This is a genomic window from Rhodanobacter sp. B2A1Ga4 (assembly GCF_018101315.1).
In the GTDB taxonomy this organism is placed as follows: Bacteria; Pseudomonadota; Gammaproteobacteria; order Xanthomonadales; family Rhodanobacteraceae; genus Rhodanobacter; species Rhodanobacter thiooxydans_A.
On the sequence record NZ_JADBJR010000005.1, the window covers coordinates 12624 to 35816 of the forward strand.

23 protein-coding genes are annotated in these 23193 nt (G+C 68.0%); 12 read left to right on the forward strand and 11 right to left on the reverse strand.

The features are described 5' to 3' along the window. The first annotated feature begins 177 nt into the window (after positions 1-177). The 3 genes from IMW82_RS14780 to IMW82_RS14790 all read left to right on the forward strand — a co-directional run bounded on the left by IMW82_RS14780 (position 178) and on the right by IMW82_RS14790 (position 3901). A complete protein-coding gene (locus tag IMW82_RS14780; protein ID WP_211005112.1) occupies positions 178-2031 on the forward strand; it encodes a M1 family metallopeptidase in 1854 nt (617 codons plus the stop codon). Positions 2032-2219: 188 nt separating this feature from the next. Next, positions 2220-3164 (forward strand): alpha/beta hydrolase, encoded by a 945-nt coding sequence (locus tag IMW82_RS14785; protein ID WP_211005233.1) that lies wholly within the window; start codon positions 2220-2222, stop codon positions 3162-3164. 149 nt (positions 3165-3313) lie between these two features. Continuing rightward, entirely contained in the window at positions 3314-3901 is a 588-nt protein-coding gene (locus tag IMW82_RS14790) for a sterol desaturase family protein (RefSeq protein ID WP_211005113.1), read from the forward strand. A gap of 18 nt (positions 3902-3919) precedes the next feature. Here IMW82_RS14790 and IMW82_RS14795 read toward each other — a convergent pair whose 3' ends face one another. From IMW82_RS14795 to ttcA, 4 genes are all read right to left on the reverse strand, one after another. Then, positions 3920-4690 carry a YgjP-like metallopeptidase domain-containing protein gene (locus IMW82_RS14795; protein WP_108472033.1) on the reverse strand — a complete coding sequence of 257 codons (771 nt, stop codon included), beginning with the start codon at positions 4688-4690 and terminating at the stop codon, positions 3920-3922. A gap of 115 nt (positions 4691-4805) precedes the next feature. Next, complete coding sequence (locus IMW82_RS14800) at positions 4806-5723, reverse strand: recombination-associated protein RdgC (protein ID WP_211005114.1); 918 nt, start codon at positions 5721-5723, stop codon at positions 4806-4808. Positions 5724-5816: 93 nt separating this feature from the next. Beyond that, entirely contained in the window at positions 5817-7019 is a 1203-nt protein-coding gene (locus IMW82_RS14805) for an amino acid aminotransferase (RefSeq protein ID WP_211005115.1), read from the reverse strand. A gap of 38 nt (positions 7020-7057) precedes the next feature. Further along, positions 7058-7924 (reverse strand): tRNA 2-thiocytidine(32) synthetase TtcA, encoded by an 867-nt coding sequence (gene ttcA, locus IMW82_RS14810; RefSeq protein ID WP_108472036.1) that lies wholly within the window; start codon positions 7922-7924, stop codon positions 7058-7060. 110 nt (positions 7925-8034) lie between these two features. Here ttcA and IMW82_RS14815 point away from each other — a divergent pair, with 110 nt between their 5' ends. Both IMW82_RS14815 and IMW82_RS14820 read left to right on the forward strand, forming a co-directional pair. After that, entirely contained in the window at positions 8035-8241 is a 207-nt protein-coding gene (locus IMW82_RS14815) for a DUF465 domain-containing protein (protein WP_007513695.1), read from the forward strand. A 19-nt stretch (positions 8242-8260) separates the two neighbouring features. Next, entirely contained in the window at positions 8261-8860 is a 600-nt protein-coding gene (locus IMW82_RS14820; protein WP_211005116.1) for a GNAT family N-acetyltransferase, read from the forward strand. A 59-nt stretch (positions 8861-8919) separates the two neighbouring features. Here the strand turns inward: IMW82_RS14820 and pssA are convergent, their stop codons facing one another. The 7 genes from pssA to IMW82_RS14855 form a co-directional block, all read right to left on the reverse strand. Continuing rightward, positions 8920-10311: a CDP-diacylglycerol--serine O-phosphatidyltransferase gene (gene pssA / locus IMW82_RS14825; RefSeq protein ID WP_211005117.1), complete on the reverse strand. Its 1392-nt coding sequence runs from the start codon at positions 10309-10311 to the stop codon at positions 8920-8922. 52 nt (positions 10312-10363) lie between these two features. Further along, on the reverse strand, positions 10364-11380 hold the full coding sequence (locus IMW82_RS14830; RefSeq protein WP_108472039.1) for an HlyD family secretion protein: 1017 nt from the start codon (positions 11378-11380) through the stop codon (positions 10364-10366). Positions 11381-11389: 9 nt separating this feature from the next. Next, positions 11390-11590 carry a DUF1656 domain-containing protein gene (locus IMW82_RS14835; RefSeq protein ID WP_199909843.1) on the reverse strand — a complete coding sequence of 67 codons (201 nt, stop codon included), beginning with the start codon at positions 11588-11590 and terminating at the stop codon, positions 11390-11392. Beyond that, positions 11580-13709 (reverse strand): FUSC family protein, encoded by a 2130-nt coding sequence (locus IMW82_RS14840; protein ID WP_211005118.1) that lies wholly within the window; start codon positions 13707-13709, stop codon positions 11580-11582. The genes IMW82_RS14835 and IMW82_RS14840 overlap by 11 nt, the downstream gene beginning before the upstream one ends. Before the next feature lie 3 nt (positions 13710-13712). Further along, positions 13713-14207, reverse strand: coding sequence for a MarR family transcriptional regulator (locus IMW82_RS14845; RefSeq protein WP_211005119.1), 495 nt, complete (start codon positions 14205-14207; stop codon positions 13713-13715). A gap of 152 nt (positions 14208-14359) precedes the next feature. After that, positions 14360-14758 (reverse strand): DUF4156 domain-containing protein, encoded by a 399-nt coding sequence (locus IMW82_RS14850; protein ID WP_108472042.1) that lies wholly within the window; start codon positions 14756-14758, stop codon positions 14360-14362. Between the two features lie 142 nt (positions 14759-14900). Beyond that, on the reverse strand, positions 14901-17762 hold the full coding sequence (locus IMW82_RS14855) for a pitrilysin family protein (protein ID WP_211005120.1): 2862 nt from the start codon (positions 17760-17762) through the stop codon (positions 14901-14903). Between the two features lie 261 nt (positions 17763-18023). On the opposite strand from IMW82_RS14855, the gene IMW82_RS14860 reads away from it, so the two are divergent. From IMW82_RS14860 to IMW82_RS14890, 7 genes are all read left to right on the forward strand, one after another. Beyond that, positions 18024-18227: a hypothetical protein gene (locus tag IMW82_RS14860; RefSeq protein WP_108472256.1), complete on the forward strand. Its 204-nt coding sequence runs from the start codon at positions 18024-18026 to the stop codon at positions 18225-18227. Positions 18228-18268: 41 nt separating this feature from the next. Next, positions 18269-18739 carry a tRNA (uridine(34)/cytosine(34)/5-carboxymethylaminomethyluridine(34)-2'-O)-methyltransferase TrmL gene (gene trmL, locus IMW82_RS14865; RefSeq protein WP_211005121.1) on the forward strand — a complete coding sequence of 157 codons (471 nt, stop codon included), beginning with the start codon at positions 18269-18271 and terminating at the stop codon, positions 18737-18739. A 27-nt stretch (positions 18740-18766) separates the two neighbouring features. Then, positions 18767-19417 (forward strand): SCP2 sterol-binding domain-containing protein, encoded by a 651-nt coding sequence (locus IMW82_RS14870; protein ID WP_211005122.1) that lies wholly within the window; start codon positions 18767-18769, stop codon positions 19415-19417. Beyond that, complete coding sequence (gene ubiB / locus IMW82_RS14875; protein WP_211005123.1) at positions 19414-21063, forward strand: ubiquinone biosynthesis regulatory protein kinase UbiB; 1650 nt, start codon at positions 19414-19416, stop codon at positions 21061-21063. Before IMW82_RS14870 ends, ubiB begins: the two co-directional genes overlap by 4 nt. 124 nt (positions 21064-21187) lie before the next feature. Beyond that, positions 21188-21889, forward strand: a complete 702-nt coding sequence (locus IMW82_RS14880) for a pseudouridine synthase (protein WP_211005124.1) — start codon at positions 21188-21190, stop codon at positions 21887-21889. 89 nt (positions 21890-21978) lie between these two features. Continuing rightward, the gene (gene arfB / locus IMW82_RS14885; protein WP_211005125.1) at positions 21979-22401 is read left to right on the forward strand and encodes an alternative ribosome rescue aminoacyl-tRNA hydrolase ArfB; all 423 of its coding nucleotides are present in this window, start codon (positions 21979-21981) and stop codon (positions 22399-22401) included. Then, positions 22398-22994: a lysophospholipid acyltransferase family protein gene (locus IMW82_RS14890; RefSeq protein ID WP_108472049.1), complete on the forward strand. Its 597-nt coding sequence runs from the start codon at positions 22398-22400 to the stop codon at positions 22992-22994. The genes arfB and IMW82_RS14890 overlap by 4 nt, the downstream gene beginning before the upstream one ends. The last annotated feature ends 199 nt before the right edge of the window (positions 22995-23193 follow it).

The window sequence follows — 23193 nt, forward strand, 5'->3', positions numbered from 1 at the left end:
GAGCTGCCGACGCGTCGCCATCGATCATGGCGACATCCGTACCGCAAGCTTGCACCTTTCGCCGCCAAGAAAAAAGTTTCGCCCGGAATCGCCGCCGGCGCGCACGGGCCTTCCGTCACGGGCCAGCCGCGCCGTGCGATGGCATACTCGTCGCCTCCCCGCACCCGGAGTCGCTGCATGCGCCTGCTTCCCGTCCTTGCCCTCGGCAGCCTCATGCTGCCGCTGGCCGCTTACGCCAACGATCCCAATTCCTACGCCCAGCCCGACCAGGTGCGCGTGACACATCTGGACCTCGACCTCACCATCGACTTCCCGCACCAGCAGCTCGACGGGCAGGCCACGCTGAAACTGGACTGGAAGAACGCCAAGGCGCAGTCGCTGGTGCTGGATACGCGCGACCTGAAGATCGCCCGCGTCGAGGCGCTGGCTGCCGACGGCAAGGCCACGCCACTGACCTACGCGCTGGCCCCGCGCGACAAGGTGCTGGGCAGCAAGTTGACCATTGCCGCGCCGAAGCATCCGGCGCAGGTGCGCATCGTCTACACCACCTCACCTGCGGCGTCCGGCCTGCAGTGGCTGACGCCGGCGCAAACCGCCGACAAGAAACTGCCCTTCATGTTCTCGCAGTCCGAATCCATCCACGCCCGCTCGTGGGTGCCGCTGCAGGATTCGCCGGCGATCCGCTTCACCTACGACGCCAACGTCAAGGCGCCGAAGGACGTGCGCGTGGTGATGAGCGCAATCAACGATGCCAGGCATCCGCTGGACGGCAAGTTCGCGTTCGACCAGCCGCACCCGATCCCGTCCTACCTGCTGGCGATCGCCGCCGGCGACCTCGCGGTGAAGGAGACCGGGCCGCGTTCGGCCGTCTACGCGGAACCGTCGGTGGTCGACAAGGCCGCACACGAGTTCGAGGACACCGAGAAACTGATCGCCGCCACCGAAAAACTGTACGGCCCGTATGCCTGGGGCCGCTACGACATCCTGGTGTTGCCGCCGTCGTTTCCGTTCGGCGGCATGGAAAACCCGAACATGACCTTCGCCACGCCGACCGTGCTGGTCGGCGACAAGAGCCTGGTCTCGCTGGTCTCGCACGAACTGGCGCATTCCTGGTCGGGCAACCTGGTGACCAGTGCCGCGTGGCGCGACATCTGGCTCAACGAGGGTTTCACCACCTACGTGCAGGGCCGCATCACCGAGGCGGTGTACGGCAAGGCGCTGGCCGACGAAGAGGCGCTGCTGTCCGCCCGCGCACTGCAGAAGAGCATCGGTGCGATGGCCGCCAACGCGCAGAAGCTGGCGCCCGATCCGCGCGGCGTCGGCGCCGACGATGCGCTGTCCGACGTGGCCTACGACAAGGGCTCGTGGTTCCTGCGCACGCTGGAGCAGCGCTTCGGCCGCGAACACTTCGACGCGTACCTGAAGGGCTACTTCCACCACTTCGCGTTCCAGAGCATCACCACCGAGCAGATGCTCGACTACCTGAAGCCGAACCTGATCGAGAAGTATCCCGGCAAGATGGGCTGGGACGAGGTGAAGGCCTGGGTCTACGGCGAAGGCATTCCGAAGGACGCGCCGCTGCCGGACTCGCCGCGCTTCAACGCGATCGACCGCGAGCGCAGCGACTTCCTCGCCGGCTCGCTGGCTGCCGACAAACTCGACGCCAAGGGCTGGAACACGCAGGAATGGATGTACTTCCTCGACCGCCTGCCCGACGCGCCGCCGCTGGCGAAAATGCAGCAACTGGACGCCGCCTGGCATCTCACCGGCACGCCGAACGCGGAGATCGGCATGCGCTGGTACAGCCACGCGATCGCCGCCGGCGACAAGGCGGTGTGGAACGCCGCCGCCGAGCACATGACCCGCATCGGCCGCATCTACCTGACCACGCCGTTGTACAAGGCGTTCGTGAAGACGCCGGAAGGCCTGGCCTTCGCCGAGCAGATCTACGCCAAGGCCAGGAGCGGCTACCACCCGCTGACCCAGCAGGTGGTCGAAGGCATTCTCGCCAAGGCGAAGAAGGCGAAGTAACCAAAGCTCCTCCCCCTGCGCAGCAGGGGGAGGTTGGGAGGGGGTAGCTTTTGATCTTCGATCAAGATCAAGAGCACCCCACCCCAGCCCTCCCCTGCAAAGCAGGGGAGGGAGTGACATCCGCAAACCTCACCAAGAAAACCCTCATGCCACCATCGACGAACAGCACCACCCCGCTCTGGAAACGCATGCTGCTGCGTCGGTTGAAATTCCTGGCGTGGCTGGTGGCACTGCTGGCGATCGTGCTGGGTGGCAGCTACCTGTTTGCGCCGCAGTGGCTGCTGCAGGCGAACGTCACGCGCGAGGCGATGGCAGCGCACCTGGAGAAACATTCGGTGCAGGCCGGCGACACACACTGGGTCTACTACGAAGGCGGCCAGGGACCGACCATCGTGCTGCTGCACGGTTTCGACGCCGACAAGAGCGTGTGGCTGGAGACGGCGAAGCTGCTGACGCCGCATTTCCACCTGATCATCCCCGACCTGCCCGGCTGGGGCGATTCCTCGCGGGTGCCCGGCGCCAGCTACAACATCGACGCCCAGGCCGGGCGCCTCGACGCGTTCGTGCAGACCCTGCGCCTGCAGCACTTCCTGCTGGTCGGCCACTCGATGGGCGGTGCGATCGCCGGCGTGTACGCCAGCGAACACCCCGAGCACGTGGCCGCTCTGGCGCTGGTCGACGCATTCGGCCTGAAGGGCAAGGAGAACACGTTCGACCGCGAGGCGCTGGCCGGCAGGAACCCGTTCGTGTACGACGACCGTGCCGGCTTCGAGCGGGCCAGCTTGCTGGCGTTCGAGAAGCCGCTGGACCTGCCCGGCCGCTTCGTCGACGTGTTCATCCAGCGCAACCAGCGCGACCGCGCCTTCATCGAGCGCAGCTTCGACGAATTGCGCGAGCCCGGACAATACCTTTCGGTGCAGAACCGGCTCGGCCAGCTGACCATGCCGGTGCTCGGCCTGTGGTGCCACGATGACAAGATCGTGGACATCTCCGCACTGGACAGCCTGCGCAACGGCCTCACCGCCGCCAGCGCGATCAGCACCAGCACCATCAACGGCTGCAACCACATGCCGATGCTGGAAAAGCCCGAACAGACCGCGCAGATCCTCACCGGCTTCGCGCTGTCGCACTGAGCCACGGCGCGAGCATCGCCGGTTGCTGAACGGATCCGCTCCTCCCTGGCCCATTATTGTGAATTGCGTGTGACACCGTGGGAGAATGCCGTGATGACGCCGCAGTCTGGCGTACCCATGCGCAGGAAGGCAGGACGGTGCAGCAAGTGATGAAGCGAAGTCCCTGGCGCATCTTCGTCGATGCGGTGATGCGGATGTCCGCCACCCGCACCAATTACTGGGCCGAGCTCGGCGTGGACATCGTGCTGTGCCTGTTGTTGCTGGTACTCGGCTGGCGCCGGCATGCAGGCGGCCCGCTGACGGCCCTGCTGGCGCTCGGCCTGGGCTTGTTCGCCTTCAGTTTCATCGAGTACTTCTTCCACCGCTGGATGTTCCACACGCGCATCCCGCTGTTCGCGCAGGGCCACGACCTGCATCACGCGCGGCCGCTGGGCTACGACTCGCTGCCGTTCTTCCTGCCGCCGGCGGTGCTGCTGGCGCTGGCTGGCGTATTCGTGCTGCTCATGCCGACCGGCTTCGCCCTGCTGCTGGCCAGCGCGATCACCTTCGGCTACATCGTCTACGGCCTGAGCCACTTCATCATCCACCACGTGCGCTTCAAGCAGCCGTTGCTACGCCGCTGGGCCGGCGCCCATCACGTGCACCACTATCACCCCGAGAGCAACTTCGGGGTCACTTCGCCGCTGTGGGATGTACTGCTGGGCACGAAGTACGTGCGCCAGCCGCGGAACCGCTGAGCCGGCCGCACGCGGGCGTCAGTCGGCCACGTCGTCGACCAGCCGGTCGAGTTCCGCCTTGAGGATCGCGCCGTGCTGGCGCAGCCAGTCACGCTGTTCACGCCAGTCCGGAAACAGGTTCTCGACCTGCGCCCAGAACCGTGGTGAATGGTTGCGCACCTTGAGATGGCACAGCTCGTGCGCCAGCACGTAGCGCAGCGCCGCCGGCGGCGCCAGCGCCAGCGCGAGGTCCAGGTTGATGCGGTCGCGGGTGTCCAGGCTGCCCCACAGGCTTTTCATCGGACGGATGCGCAGCGAGGTCGGCGCCAGCCCCAGCTGCGGCACGTAGCCGGCCAGCCAGCGCGAGACGTCGCGGCGGATCAGCGTTTCCAGGTGCGAGGCGAGCAGGCCGCGGGCGATCGGCAGCGCACGCGTGTGCGGACGCGGGATCACCAGGGTGAGGCCGGCCGCGTGCGGCTCGATCTTCGGGTAGGTGCCCTCGGCCCAGTCCAGCTCGGCCGTCTCGCCACGCAGCGGGAAACTGCACGGATAGCCCACGCGCAGCGGCGGCAGCGGCTCCACGATCAGGTTCAGTTCGTCGAGCTTCTGCTCCAGCCACTCGGCATGAACGCGCAGGAACGCACTGACCTGGGCCGGGTGGGTGCCGAGAGGGTAGGTCACTCGCGCGCCCTGCGGCGTCACCGTGAGGCGCAGCCGGCGTGCGCGCGGATGGGCGGCCTTCAGCACCCGGATGATGCTGCCGCTCACCGTGGCCAGTTCCAGCCAATCGCCTTCCAGATGCTGCGCCATGATCCTGCCTGCTACTCGCCTGGCCCGTTCTGATCAAAGATGGGGATCCGCCGCCCGCAAGCGGCCGGACACCCAGTATGGCGCGCCGGACGTCGCGGCGGTATGGATTTTTCGTTCAGCTATCGGCCGGGCGCGGCAGGCCGAACCACTCCTCCAGCTTGCCCAGCAACCGCTCCAGTTCCAGCGTCAGCAGGGCGAAACCGGCGTCCAGCTCGGCGTGGGCGTCCTGCTGGCTGTCGCCCAGCTCGTCCATCACCACGTCCAGGAATTTCAGCTTGCGCACGATCAGGTCCTCGCCCAGCACGAAACTGATCCGCTCATCGAAGGTGAGACCGAGCATGAACACCTGCTTGCCATTGCGCAGGTGTTCCTTGACCTCCTCGGCGTCCAGGTCCTGCCGGCGACAGCGGGCGATCGCGCCGGTGGCGGTGGCCGGGTCGCGCAGCTCGCATTCGTCGCCCAGGGCCAGGCCGGCCGGCAGGTTGCCGCTGGACAGCCAGTCGGTCATCAGCACGCGCGGGCCTTCCTCCGGCGCCAGCGGCACCGCCGGGAAGCTGCCCAGCGCCTCGCGGACCTGGCTCAGCGCGTTCTCGGCCGACTTGCGGCTGGAGGTGTCCAGCACCAGCCAGCCGTTTTTCCTGTCGACGTAGGCCGACATCCGGGAATTGCGCACGAAGGCGCGCGGCAGCAGTTCGGTCAGCAAATCCTCCTTGATCCGCTTGCGCTCGCGACCGCCGACCTTGCGGCCTTCTTCCTCGGCGATCTTCTGCACCTTGCGCTGCAGCTCGTCGTTGATCACCGCCGCCGGCAGCAGCTTGTCTTCGCCGCCCACGGTCAGCAGCGTGCAGTGCTTCACCGTGTGCGTGAGCGGCTCGCCTTCGCCGCGCCCGACCGGCGGCACGAAGCCCTTGGTGAACATTTCCAGCGGCCCGCACGGGCGCAGCCGGTGCTCGGCCAGCGCCTCGTCGAGGCGGTCAAGATCGGTGGCGACGGCGGGGGAAAAACGGAACAGCGTGAGGTTGCGAAAGAACATTCAGGATCCGGATGATGGTTGCCCGCAGGCAGGCATTTGTCTGCCCGTTCCCGGTGCGGGCCGGGAACGGGGTGATTCGGCAAGGGGGAAAGTTCAGCGACTGACCGCTGCCACGGCGGCGGCGACGGTGTCCAGGTTGGCCCGGTTCAGTGCCGCCACGCAGATGCGCCCGCTGTCGAGCGCGTAGATCGCATGCTCGTCGCGCAGCCGGTGCACCTGCGCCTTGCTCAGGCCGGAGTAGGAGAACATGCCGGCCTGGCGGTTGATGAAGCCGAAATTCGCGGCACCCAGCGCGGCCAGCTTGTCGACGAAACCGGCGCGCATCGCATGGATGCGCTCGCGCATGCCGCCCAGTTCCTGCTCCCAGCGTGCATGCAGCTCCGTGCTGCCGAGCACGCCGGCGACCAGCGCAGCGCCGTGCGTGGACGGGCTGGAGTAGTTCGCGCGGATGGTCTGCTTGATCTTCGACAGCAGCCGCGCCGCCTCGTCGCGGTCGGCACCGACCATCGACAGCGCGCCGACCCGCTCGCCGTACAGCGAGAACGACTTCGAGTACGAGTTGGCCACCACGAACGCCTCGATTCCCGACGATGCCAGCAGGCGCACGCCGGCGGCATCGGCGTCGGCGCCCTGGGCGAAGCCCTGGTAGGCCATGTCGATGAACGGCAGCAGCCGGCGCTCCTTCAGCAGGTCGACCAGCTGCTGCCACTGCGCCGCATCCAGGTCGACTCCGGTCGGGTTGTGGCAGCACGCATGCAGCAGCACCACGGTACCGGGCTCCAGCCGGCCCAGGTCTTCCAGCATGCCGGCGAAGTCCAGGCCATGGTTGGCCGGGTCGTAGTAGCGGTACTCCAGCAGGGCGAAGCCGGCGGTGCGGAACACGGCGTGGTGGTTGCCCCAGCTGGGGTTGCTGATGGCGATCTTCGCACCCGCTCCGGCCACCTGTTTCAGCAGGTCCGCCGCCACCCGCAGCGCGCCGCTGCCGCCGACGGTCTGCACGGTGGCGACGCGGCCGGCCGCCAGCAGCGGCGAGTCGGTGCCGAACACCAGCTGCTGGGTGAGCCGGTTGTACGCGGGCAGGCCGTCGATCGGCAGGTAACCGCGCGGCTTTGCCGCCGCGACCAGCGCCTGCTCCACCTCGCGCACGCTCGGCAGCAGCGGGATGCGGCCCTGCTCGTCGATGTAGATGCCCACGCCCAGGTTGATCTTGCCGGGGCGCGGATCGGCCAGGTAGGTTTCGGTAAGGCCTAGGATCGGATCGCCCGGGGCCATTTCAACGGAAGCAAAGAAGGACACGGCGGTTACTCGGTTCGGGTAGTGGGAGGGTGGAAGGTTCAAGCCTGCGCGGGCGCGGTCTCATCCGCTGCGTCGCCGGGCCAGGCAGGCGCCGCGGCAGCTGGCGCGCCGAAGCTGAAATCGAACAACTGGCGATCGGCCAGATGCGAGGGTGACACATGGCCCAGCGCGCGGAAAATGTTCTCGCTGCGCCCGGGCTGCTGCTGTTCCCAGGCGGCCAGCATGCGCTGCACCGCCTGGCGCTGCAGGTTGTCCTGCGAACCGCACAGGTTGCACGGGATGATCGGGAACTGCCGCTGCGCCGCGTATTCGGCGATGTCGCTCTCGCGGCAATATGCCAGCGGGCGGATCACCACGTGGCGGCCATCGTCCGAGCGCAGCTTCGGCGGCATCGCCTTCAGCTGCGCCTGGTAGAACAGGTTGAGGAAGAAGGTGGCAAGGATGTCGTCGCGATGATGACCGAGCGCGATCTTGGTGATGCCGTTCGCCGCCGCCCAGGTGTACAGCGCGCCGCGGCGCAGCCGCGAACACAGGCTGCACAGGGTCTTGCCCGCGGGGATCACCCGCGTCACCGTGCTGTAGGTGTCCTGCTCGATGATGTGGAACGGCACGCCGCGCGCGCCGAGGTAATCCGGCAATACATGCTCGGGAAAATCCGGCTGCTTCTGGTCCAGGTTCACCGCGATCAGCTCGAAGCGCACCGGCGCCTTCGCCTGCAGTTGCAGCAGCAGGTCCAGCAAGGTGTGGGAATCCTTGCCGCCGGACAGGCACACCATCACCTTGTCGCCGTCCTCGATCATGCCGAAATCGCCGATTGCCTGGCCTACCTGGCGACGCAGGCGTCGGGCCAGCTTGCCGGCCTCGGCGGCAACGGATGGACGGAGAATGTCGAGCTGGGCGGACATGACGGCAATCGGACGGCGAAGACTTCCCATTGTAACGCCCAGGCAACCGGCTACTGCAGCGGAAAACGGCGCTAAACTAGAAGGACCGCCCCCCGGCCACCGTCACTGCCATGCAGGTTCAGGATCACGCAGAAATCGTCCACCTGCTCGCCGAGTTGCGGATGGAACACCGCGACCTCGACGCAGCGATCGACCAGTTGGCCTCGGCGATCGGCCGCGACGAACTGCAGCTGACCCGGCTGAAGAAGCGCAAGCTGCTGCTGAAGGACAACATCGCCCGGCTCGAGAGCAAGCTGATCCCCGACCTCGACGCCTGAACACCGCATCGGACCACCCATGATCCCGTTCACCCCGATCCGCCTGCAGGACGATTACGTCGTGCTGGAACCGTTGAGCCTGGACCACGTGTCGGCACTGGAAGCCGCCGCTGCCGACGGCGAGCTGTGGAACCTCGCGGTCACCAGCGTGCCGCCGCCGGGACAGGCACGCGGCTACGTCGAGAAAGCGCTGCAGGGCCAGGCCGAAGGACACATGCTGCCGTTCGCCGTGCGCGAGGCCGGCAGCGGCGAGATCGTCGGCAGCACCCGCTATTACGAGATCGACGCCGCGCTGCCGCGCCTGGCCATCGGCTACACCTGGTACGCGAAGCGCTGGCAGAAAAGCCACCTCAACACCGCCTGCAAGCGCCTGCTGCTGGAACACGCGTTCGAGACGCTGGGCTGCGTGGCGGTGGCCTTCCACACTGACGAACTGAACGAGGATTCGCAGCGCGCGATCGAGCGCCTCGGCGCGCAGCGCGAAGGCGTGTTGCGCGCCCACAAGCGCCGCGCCGACGGCAGCCTGCGCAACACGGTCTGCTTCAGCATCCTCGCCGACGAATGGCCGAATGTGGCGAACTGGCTGGGCATGCGGCTGGATCGCCTCGCCGTGCGGTAGGGCGGTACCGCTCGCCGCTGTCGCCACGGCCTCCCGAAAAACAGCGGGCCGTAACCGCCCTACAGCAGACGATTGACCAGCCGGTCCAGCCGAACGCGGTTCAAGCGGCGCAGCAGCTTGCGCACCTCGGCCGGGTAGCGCCGCGGGCTTTCCAGCGCACGGTAATCCGCCAGCCGCGTGGCATGCCGGCGCAAGGCCGCCCACTCCGCCTCGTGCTTCGCCCGCAGCAGGTGCGCGGGATCGCGCAGGACCAGGCCGTTCTCCAGATCCAGCGACCACGCACGCGGGTTGAGGTTGTTGCCAGTCAGCACGGCCACGTCGTCGTCGATGAACAGGCCTTTCAGGTGGTAGCTGTTGTCGCCGTCGCGCCACAGGTGCAGGTTGAGCTGGCCGCTGTCGACCTGCCGGCGATGCGCCCGCACGAAGCGGCGCAGGTTGTTCTCGTACAGGTAGCGCAGCAGGCCGATGGTCTTGAACGGCTGCCCCGGCGGTATGTAGAAATCGTTCGCGCTCTTGTCGCCGACCATGATGTCGATGCGGCAGCCGCGCCGCAGCAGCTGGCCCAGCAGCACCCGCACCTGCCGCGGCAAATTGAAGTACGGGGTCAACACGATCAGGCGCTCGCGCGTGCCACGCAGCAGGTCCAGCAGCACCTCGTTCAGTGTGTTGTCGCTGCGGCCAAAGCCCAGCAGCGGCGTCACCGCGACCTCGCCACTGGCCAGCGTCGCCTGCGGCACTTCGTAGCTCAGGCGCTGCAGCTCCTGGCGGAATTCGCGGATTGCCGGCTGCAGCGATTTCGTGGACGGCACCTCGGCCACGTTCAGCCGCTGCACCGCATCGCTGCCGATGAAGTGCTGCTTGACGAACCCGGCCATCGCATCGGCCAACCCGCCATGTTGCAGCAGGTGGTAGCGGTCGAGCCGGTAGCGCCCGTGGCGCACCAGGTAGACGTCGTTGAGGCTGGCGCCGCTGTACAGCACGGCGTCGTCGATCACGAAGCCCTTCAGGTGCAGCACGCCGAACAGCTCGCGGTTCTGCACCGGCACGCCGTAGATGTCGACGCCCGGGCCGAGCCGCGCGGTGTACTCGCGGTACATGCCCGCATTGCCTTCGCTCTTCTGCTTGCCGATCAGGCCGCGTTGCGCGCGATGCCAGTCGACGAACACCGACACCTGCAACGCCGGCTGCCGCGCCTTAGCCGCATACAGCGCGTCGAGCACCTCGCGGCCGCCGTCGTCGTCCTGCAGGTACAGCGTCACGATCACGATGCGCCGGCTGGCCTGTGCGATCAGGCGCAGCAACTCCTGCCGGAACGCGGCCGGATCGGGCAGCACGCTGATCGCGTCGGCCGGCACCGCGAAGAACGGCAGTTCGGCGCCTGCGCGCGGCCTGCGCCGGAACGGCAACATGCGGCGCGCGAGACGGCCGGGTGCGGTGATCAACTTGTTCATGGCGACATCGGCAGACAACAGCGCGCATCATCGCAAACCGTGCGCGGTACGCCTACCGCCGCTGCTTATCGGCGGCGCGCGGGTGCACCTCGATGGTGGCGGTCATGCCGGCGGCGATCAGGGTGTCGTCCGGCAGGTGGCGGGTGTCGATCGCGATACGTACCGGCACGCGCTGGGCCAGCCGCACCCAGTTGAAGGTGGGGTTGACGTCGGCCAGCAGGTCGTTGCCGGTGGGGTTGTCGCGGTCGGTGATGCCGCGTGCGATGCCGGTGATGGTGCCCTTCAGCTTCACGCCACCGGCCATCAGGCGGATGTCGACCGGGTCACCCACGTGCAGCTGCGGCAGCTTGGTTTCCTCGAAGTAGCCGTACAGGTAGTAGCTGTGGCTGTCGATCAGGGCGAGCCGCGGCGTGCCGGTAGCCGCGTAATCGCCGACACGGATGTCGAGGTTGGTGACGTAGCCATCCACCGGTGCGCGTACCGCGGTGCGCTGCAGATCGAGTTTCGCCTGATCCAGCGACACCTGCGCCTGCTCCACGGCAGCCTGCGCCTGTTCGCGCACTGCCGAGGCCTGCTCGCCGCCCGCCCGGGCCTGCGCCCAGGTGGCGCGGGCGGAATTCGCCGTGGCCGCCGCGTCACTGCGCACTTCCCTGGCGACGACGTCACCGAGTTGCTGGCGACGCGTGGCTTCCTCCTGGCGCATGTCGTACTCGGCCTTGCGTGCGGCGGCACTGGCCAGCGCCGCGCCGATGTTGGCGCCGGCGGCGCGCGCACTCGCCTCGGCGGCATCCAGGTTGGCCTGTGCCTGGTCGACCGCATAGCGGAAGCGCGCGGTATCAATGATGAACAGCAGGTCGCCCTTGTGCACCAGCTGGTTGTCGGCCACGGCCACGCTCGTGACCAGGCCGGAGACATCCGGCGCGACCCGCACCACGTCCGCACGCACGCGGCCGTCGCGGGTCCACGGCGAGTACAGGTAGTGCGTCCACAGGGCATGGCCGAGCAGCGCTGCGACGACGACGACAACGCTGGTGAGGGCAAGACGCAGCAGCAGGGGTTTGTTGTTCATAAGATGGACTCAGTGGATCAGCAGCAGCCCGGCGGCGCCGAACAGGCAGACAAACAGCGCCAGCCGCACCAGCGACGGATGCAGCACGTAGCGATACAGGCCGAGCCGGCCGATCGCCGTGTCGAGCAGCCACATCAGCGGCAGGCAGCCGAGGAAGATGACCACCAGGCCGGGGACCAGGGCTCCGCCGATCGAGATTTCATGAGGCATGGACAGGCTCCTCCGCCGCCGGCATGTACGGCGCCAGCGCCGACTCATCGTCGCGCAGCACGCTGCGCAGTCGATGCAGGTGCAGCAGCACGCGGCGGCTGCCGGCCTGCGCGGCGAACGGGCCGCCGGCGATCCCGGCGAGCGCCTCGGTGACCGCCAGCTCCGCGCGCTGCCAGTTCGCCGCGTCCGGCATGTCGAACAATTGCGCCACGGCCAGCACGGCCTGTTGCACGTGCTGTTCCACGGCACCTGGCAGCTGGCTGCCGGCCATGTCCTGGCGCAGCTCGATCAGGCCGCGGCCGCACTCGTGCACGGTCAGCGCCCACGCCAGCAGGTCGCGCGATTCGCGGCTGTCCGGCCGGGTATGCGTCACCACCTGCAGGAACAGGTCGCGATTGACGCTCTCGAACGCATGCAAAAGCCCCGTCAGCGGCGCACTGGCGGCCAGCACCACCTGCCGGCGCAGCTGGCGCATCTGGCGCTCGCGCTGCCAGCCGGTACCGGTGACCGCAGGGAGCACCATGAAAGCCACCGCACACAGCGCGAACCCGGCCAGTTGTGCCATCGCCTCGTTGATGAACGAGGCCGGGTCGTAATTCATCCGGTTGGTCAGCAACATGCTGGCGACGAAACCGATGCCATAGCCCACGCCCATGGTGGAGATGGCCGTTTGCGCCTGCACGTAGAAGCCAAGGATCAGGAACGGCAGCGTGGCCGCGACGAACATGACATAGCCATCGCTGCTCGGCAGCAGGCCGAAGGTGACGAGGAAAGCCATCGCCATGCCCGTGCCCTGGGCGAACAACGTACGGAAGGCCACCGTCACCGGGTTCGGCGCCATCGCCAGCAGGCCGGCAAAGATGGTGGCGATCAGCATCGCGCTGGCACCGTGCGGCCAGTCGCTGGCCAGCCAGAATGCGCTCAGCGTGATCATCGTCAGGAAGGTGCGCAGTACCGCCAGGCCGGCGCCGGCGTAATCGTTGCCGCGGCGGAACTGCACCCGTTCGACATTGCCGCGCAGGCGCTTCGCGCGCAGCGAGTTTTCCACCAGGGTGAAGTCGTGCAGCTCGTCGGCGAAACGCCGCAGCAGGATTGCGCCGGTGTCGAAATCGATCCGCGCCGGCTCCGGCAACGCGGCGCGCAACTGCTGCGCCAGCACTGGCAGGCTCTGCTCGCAGGCATGCAGCCGCGGCGCCAGCACGGCCGGGTCGTGCTGCTGCGCCGATGGCGGCGACAGCGCTGCGCCGATCGGCTGGTACAGCGCGATCAGTGCAGCGGCGGCATCGCCGCGGCCGCTGCGCTGCAGCCGGTTGATCAGGTGGTGCACCGACTGGAAGGTGGTGGTGGCCGACATGTAGAACTGGTTGATCAGGCGCATGCGACTGCTGCGTGCGCGCGCCTCGGGATCCTCGAAGATCACCGCGGCGCGCAGGTTTTCCAGCTGCACTGCGCCGCGCACGAAGCGCAGGTAGGCCTGCTCCATCTCGGCACGGGCGATCGCGCCGCCGGTGCTGTTGCGGGCAAAGTCGAGAAAGTGGCTGAACTGCTCGCGCGCACTGCGCCGCAGCACCTCGCGCAGGCGGCCCGGCAGGACCAGGTCGCTGACCGCGCCGGCCACGATCACGCCCAGCAGCACCTCGCTCACCCGCATCACCGCCGAATCGAACACGTCGAGCGGGTTGGCGACCGCCGGCATGGTCACGATCGCCGCGCTGTAGCCGGCCAGCACGAAACCGTAGGACATGAAGTTGCGGTACAGCGTGGCGCCGCCGGCGCACAGCGCCACCCACAGCGACAGCGACAGCAGGAACAGCACGCGCTGTTGCGGGAACAGCGCCAGCAGCAGCACGCCGAACACGCTGCCGGCCAGCGTGCCGATCGCGCGGTAGAAGCTCTTGGCCAGCACCATGCCGCTCTGCGGATGCATCAGCAGCACCACCGTGATCATGGTGGTCGAGGGCTTCTCCAGTTGCAGCCACATCGCCAGCCAGGTGGCCGCGTACAGTGCCAGCGCGGCCTTGAGCACGAAGATCCACGCATGGCCCTCGCCAGCGAGAACGTCGGCCAGCCACGGCCAGCGCGACAGCCGCGGCATGGATTCGATGGCGGAGGCGGACATGTTTCAGCCCTGTCCGAGATGGTCCAGGAATTTCTTCAGCAGCTTTTCCAGCTGAACCGACTCGCGCGGCGACAGGCCCGCACCCTGCCGCTCCAGCAGGGCGCAGATCCCGGGCAGGAAACTCTCGACCAGCGCCACGCCTGCCCGGGTCAGGGTGAAGGTGACCTTGCGCCGGTCCTCGCTGCTGCCGTCGCGCGCGATCAGCCCCTTGTCGCACAGCTCATTGCCCAGCCGCGTGATGTTTGCGGATTTTTCGCCCGCCGCCTCGGCCAGCTGCGAGGGATGCAACGCGTACCCCTCGGTGCCGTACAGCATCATCAGCAGGTTGTATTCCGGGTGATTGATGCCCCACGGCTTGAGCAGGGCATTGGCGTCGTCGTGCAGCTGCTTGTAGATGTGCTTGACCAGCCGCACCAGCACCGCCGGTTCGCGCGGAAACGCCGGATACCGCCGGCGGGTGACCGCCAGCCGCTGCTCGGTGGGAACGAAGCTGTTCACGGCGATATCCAATTACCTGTCATGTATTTTATACATATATGTAATATCAATATGTGCATATTATGCCGAGTCCCGCCGCCAGGCAAGCACCCGCCATGCAGGCATGAAAAAAGGCGCCCGCGGGCGCCTTTCGATGATCGGACGAGAACTGCTCAGCCGCCGTGAACGGGGAACGTCTGCGTTTGTCCCGGAGTCGAGCCGGATCGGGTCGGCGCACTGGTCGGCGTGGGCCGGCTGGCGCCGCACTGATAGGCGCCCCACGGCTGCGAGCCGTCGGTCGGCTCGGCCAGCGGCTTGATGGTGTCGGCGTGCATCTTGGCGGCTTCGTTGCGGGCCAGCACTTCGAGTTCGTCGCGCACCTTGATGTCGTTGCGGTCGACCGGGCCGACGCGGTCCATCACCGAGACGGTGACCTTGCCCAGCTCGTGGCAGGAGGAGACGTCGCCGCTCCAGGCCGTGCGCACGTTCTTGGCGGCATCGTCGAGCGTGATGCCCCAGCTGCAGGCGCCGAGCAGGAGGACGGGGACGAGCAACAGCAGGGTCTTGCGCATGGGTGGCTCCGCGACGGTGGCTTGGACATGAAAGAGGCCGGGCATGGCCGGCCCGGCCTCCATCCTAGCGCGGGGACGGCGGCGCGTCCCCCAACCGATCCACAACGCGTGGTGCCGGCGCATGCCGGCACCGCACCTGGGCTCACTTCACCGGCTTGCCGTCGGCGTCGAGCACCTGCACCTCGCCCAGCTTCAGCGCGCGGATCGGCGCCTCGATCTTCTTGAGGTCGCCGACGATCACCCAAGTGAGCTGGTCCGGGTGGATGATCTCCTTCGCCGCCGCTTCCACCGAGGCATCGGTCTGTGCCTCGATGCGCGACTTCAGGGTCTGCACGTAATCATCCGGCCGGTGGTATAACGCAATGCCCTGCAGCGCGCCCATCACCGCCGCGGTGGTCTGGTAGCTGCCCGGCATGCTGCGCACGTCGCCGACCTTGATCTTGCCGATCTCCTGCGCGGTCAGCGGCTGCCCGCCGATCACGCCCTTCGCCTCCTTCAGCATCTCGGCCACCGACGGTGCGGTCTTGTCGGTCTGCACCGGCGCGTACAGCATGAACGGGCGCTGGCCTACCGCGTTCTGCAGGAAGCTGAAGGCGCCGTAGGCCCAGTGCTTGTCCTCGCGCAGGTTCATGTTGAGGCGCGAGGTGAAGGTGCCGCCGAAGGCACCGTTCATGGTCTGGATCTCCAGGTTGTTCGGCGCCTCGGTCGACGGCGCCAGGCTGCCGGCGAGGATCAGGCTCTGCTGCGCGCCGGGGCGGTCGACCAGGTACACGCGCACCTGCGATGGTGGCGCCACCTTGCCGATGTTCTTCGCCGGCACCTTGCTGGCTGGCGCTTTCCAGTTGCCGAACGCGGCATTCAACTGCGGGATGATCTTGTCCAGCGTGGTGTCGCCGGCGACCAGGATCTGCATGTTGTCCGGGCGGATGAAATCGCCCACGAACGCGCGCATGTCGGCGGCGCTCAGCGACTTGATCGAGGCCTCGGTGCCGGTGCCGGTGAACGGGATCGCGTAGGCGTGGCCCTTGCCGTACAGCAGCGGCGGCAGGGTGCGCAGCGCGATGCCGATCGGCTGGCTCTTCTCCTGGGCGATGCCGGCCAGCCACTGGCCGCGCAGGCGGCTGATATCGGTCTCGCGGAACGCCGGGTTGCGCACGATGTCGGCGAACAGGTCGAGCGACGGCTTCAGCTGGTCGTCCAGCGCGTTCAGCGTGGCGTTGCAGTAATCCAGTCCGCAACCGCTGGCGATGATCGCGCCCAGACGTTGCTTGCGCTTGGCGATCTCGACCGAGTCGAGTTCCTTGCTGCCCTCGTCCAGCATCGCCATGGTGAAGCTGGAGGTGCCCAGCTTGCGGCCCTGGTCGGCGGCGTAGCCGGCGTCGAACAGCAGTTGCAGCTGCACCGCCGGCACCGTGTGGCGCTCGGCCAGGATCACCTCGATGCCGTTGTCCAGCTTGCCGCGCTGCAGGGCGGGGAAGCTGAGGTCGGGGAACGTGCCGACCGCGGGCACGCCCTTGCTGCGGTCGACATCGCTCTTGACGGTACGGTAGTCGCCCTTCGCCGACAGCACCGGCGCCGGCGCACCGCTGGCCGCGGCGCGGCCGGCCACGGTGGCCATGTCGGTGTCCTCGACCTTGCCCGGCAGCACGGTCAGCGTGTAGTCGCCCTTGGCGACCCACCGCTTCGCCACCGCGGCGACGTCGGCCGGCGTGGCCGCCATGAGTTCCTTGAAGTCCTTCAGGTAGGCGCCCGGATCGTTGCGGTACAGCTGGCCCTGGGCCAGGATCGAGGCCTGCGTGTTGACCTTCTCCAGCCCGCGCACGAACGAGGCGCGGGTTTCCGTCTTGACCCGCGCCAGCTCGTCGGCGGTCGGGCCGTCCTTCAGGAATTTCCGCCACTCGTCGGCGATCGCCGCCTCGACCCTGGCCGGGTCAGCGCCCTTCTTCACGTCCACCTGCAGGTTGAACAGGCTGGCCAGCACGTGCTGCTCGACGTCGACCGAAACGCTGTCGGCCAGCTTGTCCTGGTAGACCAGCCGCTGGTACAACCGCGAGGTCTTGCTGCCACCCAGCACCGCGGCAGCCAGCTCCAGCAGGTTCTCGTCGCGGCTGCCGCGGCCGGGCACGTTCCACTCGCGGTAGATGCGCACCTGCGCCACGTTGTCGGTCATCGTGCCGCGCGTGGACTGCGTGCGCGGCGCCACCCACGGCTGCGGCCGCGGCACCTGCGGGCCGGCGGCGATGTCGCCGAAGTACTTCAGCATCTTCTCCTTCGCCAGCGCCGGCGTGATGTCGCCGGAGAGCACCACCACCGTGTTGGCGGCGCCGTAGTAATCCTTGAACCACTGCTTCACGTCGCCCAGCGAGGCGGCGTTCAAGTCCGCCATCGAGCCGATGGTGTCGTGGTGGTAGGGGTGGTTGGCCGGGAATGCCTCAGCCTGGATCAGCTCGCTGGCGCGGCCATACGGCTGGTTCTCGCCCTGGCGTTTCTCGTTCTGCACCACGCCGCGCTGCTCGTCCAGCTGCGGCTGGCCGATCGCGCCGAGCAGGTGGCCCATGCGGTCCGATTCCATCCACAGCGCCATGTCCAGCGCGCTGGTGGGCACCGTCTCGAAATAGTTGGTGCGGTCGAGCCAGGTGGTGCCGTTCTGGTCGGTGGCGCCGGCCAGCTCGAACGGCTTGAAGAATTCGTCCTTGTGATTCTCCGAACCCTGGAACATCAGGTGCTCGAACAGGTGCGCAAAACCGGTCTTGCCCTTCGGCTCATAGGAGGAGCCGACGTGGTACCACACGCTCACCGCCACCACCGGCGCCTTGTGGTCCTCGTGCACCACCACGGTCAGCCCGTTCGGCAGGGTGAAGCGGGTCCAGGCGAGTTCGGGGATCTGCTGCGCCTGCGTCGTCGCGGCCGCGGTGGCGGCATCCGGGGCAGCCAGTGCCAGCGGCATCCCGCCGGTCAGGGTAAGCAGGCCGGCGATGAGCAGGGCGAGTGGTTTCTTTGTCACGGTGAACCTCCTGTTTCACGGATAAGTCCACGCAGGCTAGCGACGCCCTGCGGGCATCGCAAATGACTTGTGGCACGGTCGCGGCCGGCCTGTCCGGCTGTCCGGCGGCGGGCGGACAGCTGTCCGCGGACAATGCCGCAGCTGCCAAGCTCACTTGCTTATCATTTATAAATCAATGATTTGACTACATGGCAGCGCTTGGCACGGGGATTGCTCAAACGGGAAGGCAGGAACTTCACTTCATTCATCGGAGACATGACCATGAAATTCGAGACCTTGATGCTGCGCGGCCTGTTCATCGCCTGCCTGGCGGTCTGCGGCCTGATCCTTGGCGCGATGGTGACGACCACGCCGGCCTCTGTGCAGCTCGCCGCCAACAGCACCATCGGCGCCATCCTGCTGGCCGCGCCAACCAGCTGCGCACTGCCACCGGACGGCGTGGTCTGCCCGCAGTTCGGCGGCTGAGCATTCGACGCAGATCGGCACTGACACGCGATAATGGCCGGATGCTGCATGTCATCCTTTTCCGTCCCGAGATCCCGCCGAATACCGGCAATGTGATTCGCCTGTGCGCGAACACCGGCGCTGCGCTGCACCTGATCCGGCCGCTCGGCTTCCAGCTCGACGATGCCCGGCTGCGGCGCGCCGGGCTGGACTACCACGAGTACGCCAGCGTCGCGGTGCATGACGACCTGGCCAGCTGCCTCGATGCGATCGGCACGCCGCGAGTGTTCGCCTTCACCACCCGCGGCCGCGTCGCCCACGTCGACGCCCGCTTCGCCGATGGCGACGCGCTGCTGTTCGGCTGCGAGACCGCCGGGTTGCCGGGCGAGGTGCTGGAAACGATTCCCGCCGAGCAACGCCTGCGCCTGCCGATGTGCCCGGACAGCCGCAGCCTGAACCTGTCCAACAGCGTCGCCGTGGCCGTCTACGAAGCCTGGCGCCAGCTGGGTTTCCCCGGCGCCGCGGACGTCTGAGCCCGGCCGGCGGGCTACAATCGCCGGATGAACGCCGCCACTCCCAACTCCTGGTTGCCGCAACCGCTGCGCAAGCTCGCCGGCCGTGCGCTGGAAGCCGCGCTGAACCACACCTTGTCGCTGGACCCGGACACGCAGCAGAAGCTGGCCGCGTTGAACGGCCGCAGCGTGCAACTGCATCTGCGCGGACCGGAGCTGGCGCTGGCCGTCATCGTCGACGAGGCGCGCCTGAAAGTCGGCCCGCCGCAAGACGATAGCCAGCTGCGGGTCGCCGCCACCCCGGGCAGCCTGCTGGCCATGATGTTCCGCCGCGACGACGACGGCATCGCGCCGGGCAAGGTGGAGATCGCCGGCGACGCCGAACTGGCGCGCCGACTGGAAAAACTGGCCGGCAAGTTCGCCCCGGATTTCGAGGAAGCGTTCGCGCGCACGTTCGGTGACGTGCTCGGCGTGCCGCTGGCGAAAGCCGTGCGCAACGGCCTCGCCCACGCCCGCGAAACCGCCAGCCATCTCAGCGAGGACAGCGCCGACTGGCTGCGCGACGAGGCTCGCGTGGCGATGGCGCCAGGCGAGGTCGAAGGGTTCCTCGACGGCGTGGACGACGTGCGCGAGCGCAGCGAGCGACTGGAATCACGCATCCAGCGGCTGATGCGACGCCTGCAGGGCAACGCCGCGTGACGCCGCTGAAGGTGGTACCGCGCCTGCTGCGGGTCGCCTCGGTGCTGCTGGCGTACCGGCTCGACGAACTAGTCGACGCCACCCACCTGTACCGTCCGCTGAAGCTGCTGCGCCCGCTGGTGTCGCGCCCGCGCATCGACATCCGCGGACTGTCGCGTGGCGCGCGCCTGCGTCATGCGCTGACCGAACTGGGCCCGATCTTCGTCAAGGCCGGCCAGGTGCTGTCGACCCGCCGCGACCTGGTGCCCACGGACATCGCCGACGAGCTGGCGCTGCTGCAGGACCAGGTCGCGCCGTTCCCCGGCAGCGAGGCACGGGCCATCGTCGAGGGCGAACTGAAATCATCGATCAGCCGTCTATACGCCCAATTCGACGAAACCCCGCTGGCCTCCGCCTCGATCGCCCAGGTACACGCCGCCACGCTGCACGACGGCCGCGAGGTGGTGGTGAAGGTGCTGCGCCCCGGCATCGACGCGCAGATCGCCCGCGACGTGAAACTGCTGCGCTCGCTGGGCGAGCTGGCCCAGCGCTGGCACCCGAACGCCGACAAGATCCGCCCGCTGGACGTGGTGGCCGAAGTCGAGAAGATGCTGGAAAACGAGCTGGACCTGCAGCGCGAAGGCGCCAGCGCCAGCCTGCTCAAGCGCAATTTCGCCAGCGGCGTGGACCTCTATGTTCCCGAGGTGCACTGGGAACTGACCAGCGCGCGTGTGCTCACCCTGGAACGCGTGCACGGTATCAGCAGCGACGACATCGCCGCGATCGACGCCGCCGGGCTGGACCGCAAGGCACTCGCCGCCAAGGGCGTGCGGGTGTTCTACGAGCAGGTGTTCCGCGACAACTTCTTCCATGCCGACGCCCACCCCGGCAACATCTGGGTCGACCCGGCGCGCACCGGCGAACCGCGCTTCATCGCGCTGGACTTCGGCATCATGGGCTCGCTGCCCGAGGCCGACCAGTACTGGCTGGCACAGAACTTCATCGCGCTGTTCGAGCGCGACTATGCGCGCATCGCGCAATTGCACGTCGCGGCCGGCTGGATGCCCGCCGACGTACGACTGGATGAACTGGAAGCGGCCGTGCGCACCGTGTGCGAGCCCTACTTCACCCGCCCGCTGGCGCAGATCTCGCTGGCCGAGCTGGTGGTGAAGCTGTTCCAGACCGCGCGCCGCTTCGAGCTGACCCTGCAGCCGCAGCTGATCCTGCTGCAGAAGACCCTGCTCAACATCGAGGGCGTCGGCCGCATGCTCGACCCGGAGATCGACATCTGGGCAGTGGCGCATCCGGTGCTCAAGCGCATCCTGCGCGAACACTACAGCCCGCTGCGCGCCCTGCGCGACGTGCGCAAGCGGCTGCCCGAATGGCTGCACCACGCACCGGAATTTCCCGAGCTGGTGCGCGACGCGCTGCGCCAGATCGGCCGCGGCGAACGGCGCGAGCTGGCCGATCCGCTGGCGCTGGAACTGCAACGGGACAATGCCCGCCGCCAGCACAAGCTGCTCGCCTGCGGCCTGCTCGGCAGCACGCTGCTGATCGGCGCCACCTTGCTGTGGACACTCAATCCGCAACACGGCCCCTGGCCACCGCTCGGCGCCGGCATTGCAGGCCTGCTCGCGTTCGCCATCGGCTGGCCCCGCTCCCGCTGACCGACGCGAGAAACCCATCGGAACGCAGGGTGGACACTGTCCGCCGCTTCACGCCAGGAGCCGGCGGGTAGTGCCCGCCCTACGTTGCCCCATAACCGCACCACACCTCGCTCGACGGGTCCGCATGCTCGACATCCTCTACCAGGACGACGCCCTGATCGCGGTGAACAAGCCGGCGAACCTGGCCGTGCATCGCTCGAAGATGGTGGGCAACGCGGAAGAATTCCTGATCGACCTGCTGCGCGAGCAGGTCGGCGACCACGTGTACCTGGCGCACCGGCTCGACCGCGCCACCAGCGGCGTGCTGCTGGTCGCACGCAGCAAGGAGGTCGCCGCCGCACTGGGCGAGCAGTTCATGGGCCGCTCGGTGCGCAAGCAGTATCTCGTCGTGGTGCGCGGCTGGCCCGAGCCGGCGGAAGGCATGATCGATTATCCGCTGTCAGGTTCGCGCGAAACCGGCCCTCGCCGCGAGGCGCGTACGCGCTACCGCCAGCTGGCCACGATCGAAGTGCCGATCGAACTGGGTCGCTACCCGCAGCAGCGTTATGCCCTGCTGCTGGCGGAACCCGAAAGCGGCCGCTTCCGCCAGATCCGCAAGCACCTGGCGCACATCCACCACCCGGTGATCGGTGACTGCCAGCGCGGCCGCGGCGACCACAACCGGCTGTACAAGCAGCACTTCGGCTGCCATCGCATGCTGCTGCACGCCTGGCGGATTCGCTTCGCACATCCGCTGACCGGCGCTGCCCTGGAGATCGAAGCCCCGCTGGACGCCTCGTATGCCGGGCTGCTCGATCGCTTCGGCTGGACGCTCGAAGAGAAGTGAGCTGGCCGGCGTGAGAAAGGCCGCTCCAGGCTTTCTTCGGCTTCTCGCTGCCCTCCACTCACTCCCCGCTTCTCCCCTACACTTCCCGCATGCTGACCATCAGCCGCACCCTCTCCCTGCCCGAATCCGAACTGGTCGAGCGCTTCCTGCGCGCCGACGGCCCGGGCGGGCAGCATGTGAACCGCACCGAGAGCGCGGTGGAGTTGCGCTTTGACGTGGTCGGCTCGCCGTCGCTGCCGGAGGAGGTCCGCGCGCGCTTGCTGGCCCGGCGCGACCGCCGGCTAACCGCCGAAGGCGTGCTGGTGATCCAGGGTCGCCGCTTTCGCGACCAGGCGCGCAATCGCGACGACGTGCGCGAGCGGCTGGCCGAGCTGATCCATGGCGTGCTGCTGCCGCCGAAGAAACGCGTGGCCACCAAACCGACCCGTGCCTCCAAGGAGCGCCGTCTGGTCGGCAAGCAGCAACGCGGCAAGATCAAGCAGACGCGCTCGCGCAAACCGGACTTCGAATGAACGGACGCCTGTTTACTCCCGCACAGCTACCGGCACAGATGCCCCGCCTGCGTGACGGCTGGCAACGCCGGACCTGCCGCGCCGCGCTGCGCATGGCCGGCTGGAGCCTGGTCGGCGAGTTTCCCGACGTGCCCAAACTGGTGCTGATCGCCGCGCCGCATTCGTCCTGGTGGGATGGGGTGTGGGGGCTGCTGGTCAAGGTGGCGGTCGGCGCCGACGTGCACTTCATGGGCAAGCAGGAGCTGTTCTTCTGGCCGCTCGGCGGCCTGCTGCGCCGGCTTGGCGGCATGCCGATCGACCGCACCGCCGCCCGGGGCGTGGTCGAGCAGATGATCGACCAGTTCCGCCAGCGCGACCGGCTGTGGCTGGGCATTGCGCCGGAAGGCACGCGCAAGCCGGTGAAGCGCTGGAAGAGCGGCTTCTGGCGCATCGCCCGCGAGGCCGGCGTGCCGATCTTCCCGGTGGCGTTCCATTACCCCGACAAGACCATCCGGTTCGGCCCGCTGTTCGACACCAGCGCCGACATGGAGGCGGACCTGGCCCGCCTGCGCGCGTTCTACGCACCGTTCCGGGGCAAGCACCGCAACGTGTGACCATCGGCAGTGCAGCGACGCCCACACGGCGGGCGCCGGATGGACTGCCTGCGCGGCATCGTATGGCTGGGTTTCGGGCTGAACTGGCGCTGCAACCGCGCGGCTGAGCCAGCTGTCCGCGGGCGCCCCGCCTTGTCCGTTCCTGACCCGGTGGGGCCATCCCGTCCCCTTCCTGCGACGCGGAAGGGCACACGCGGGA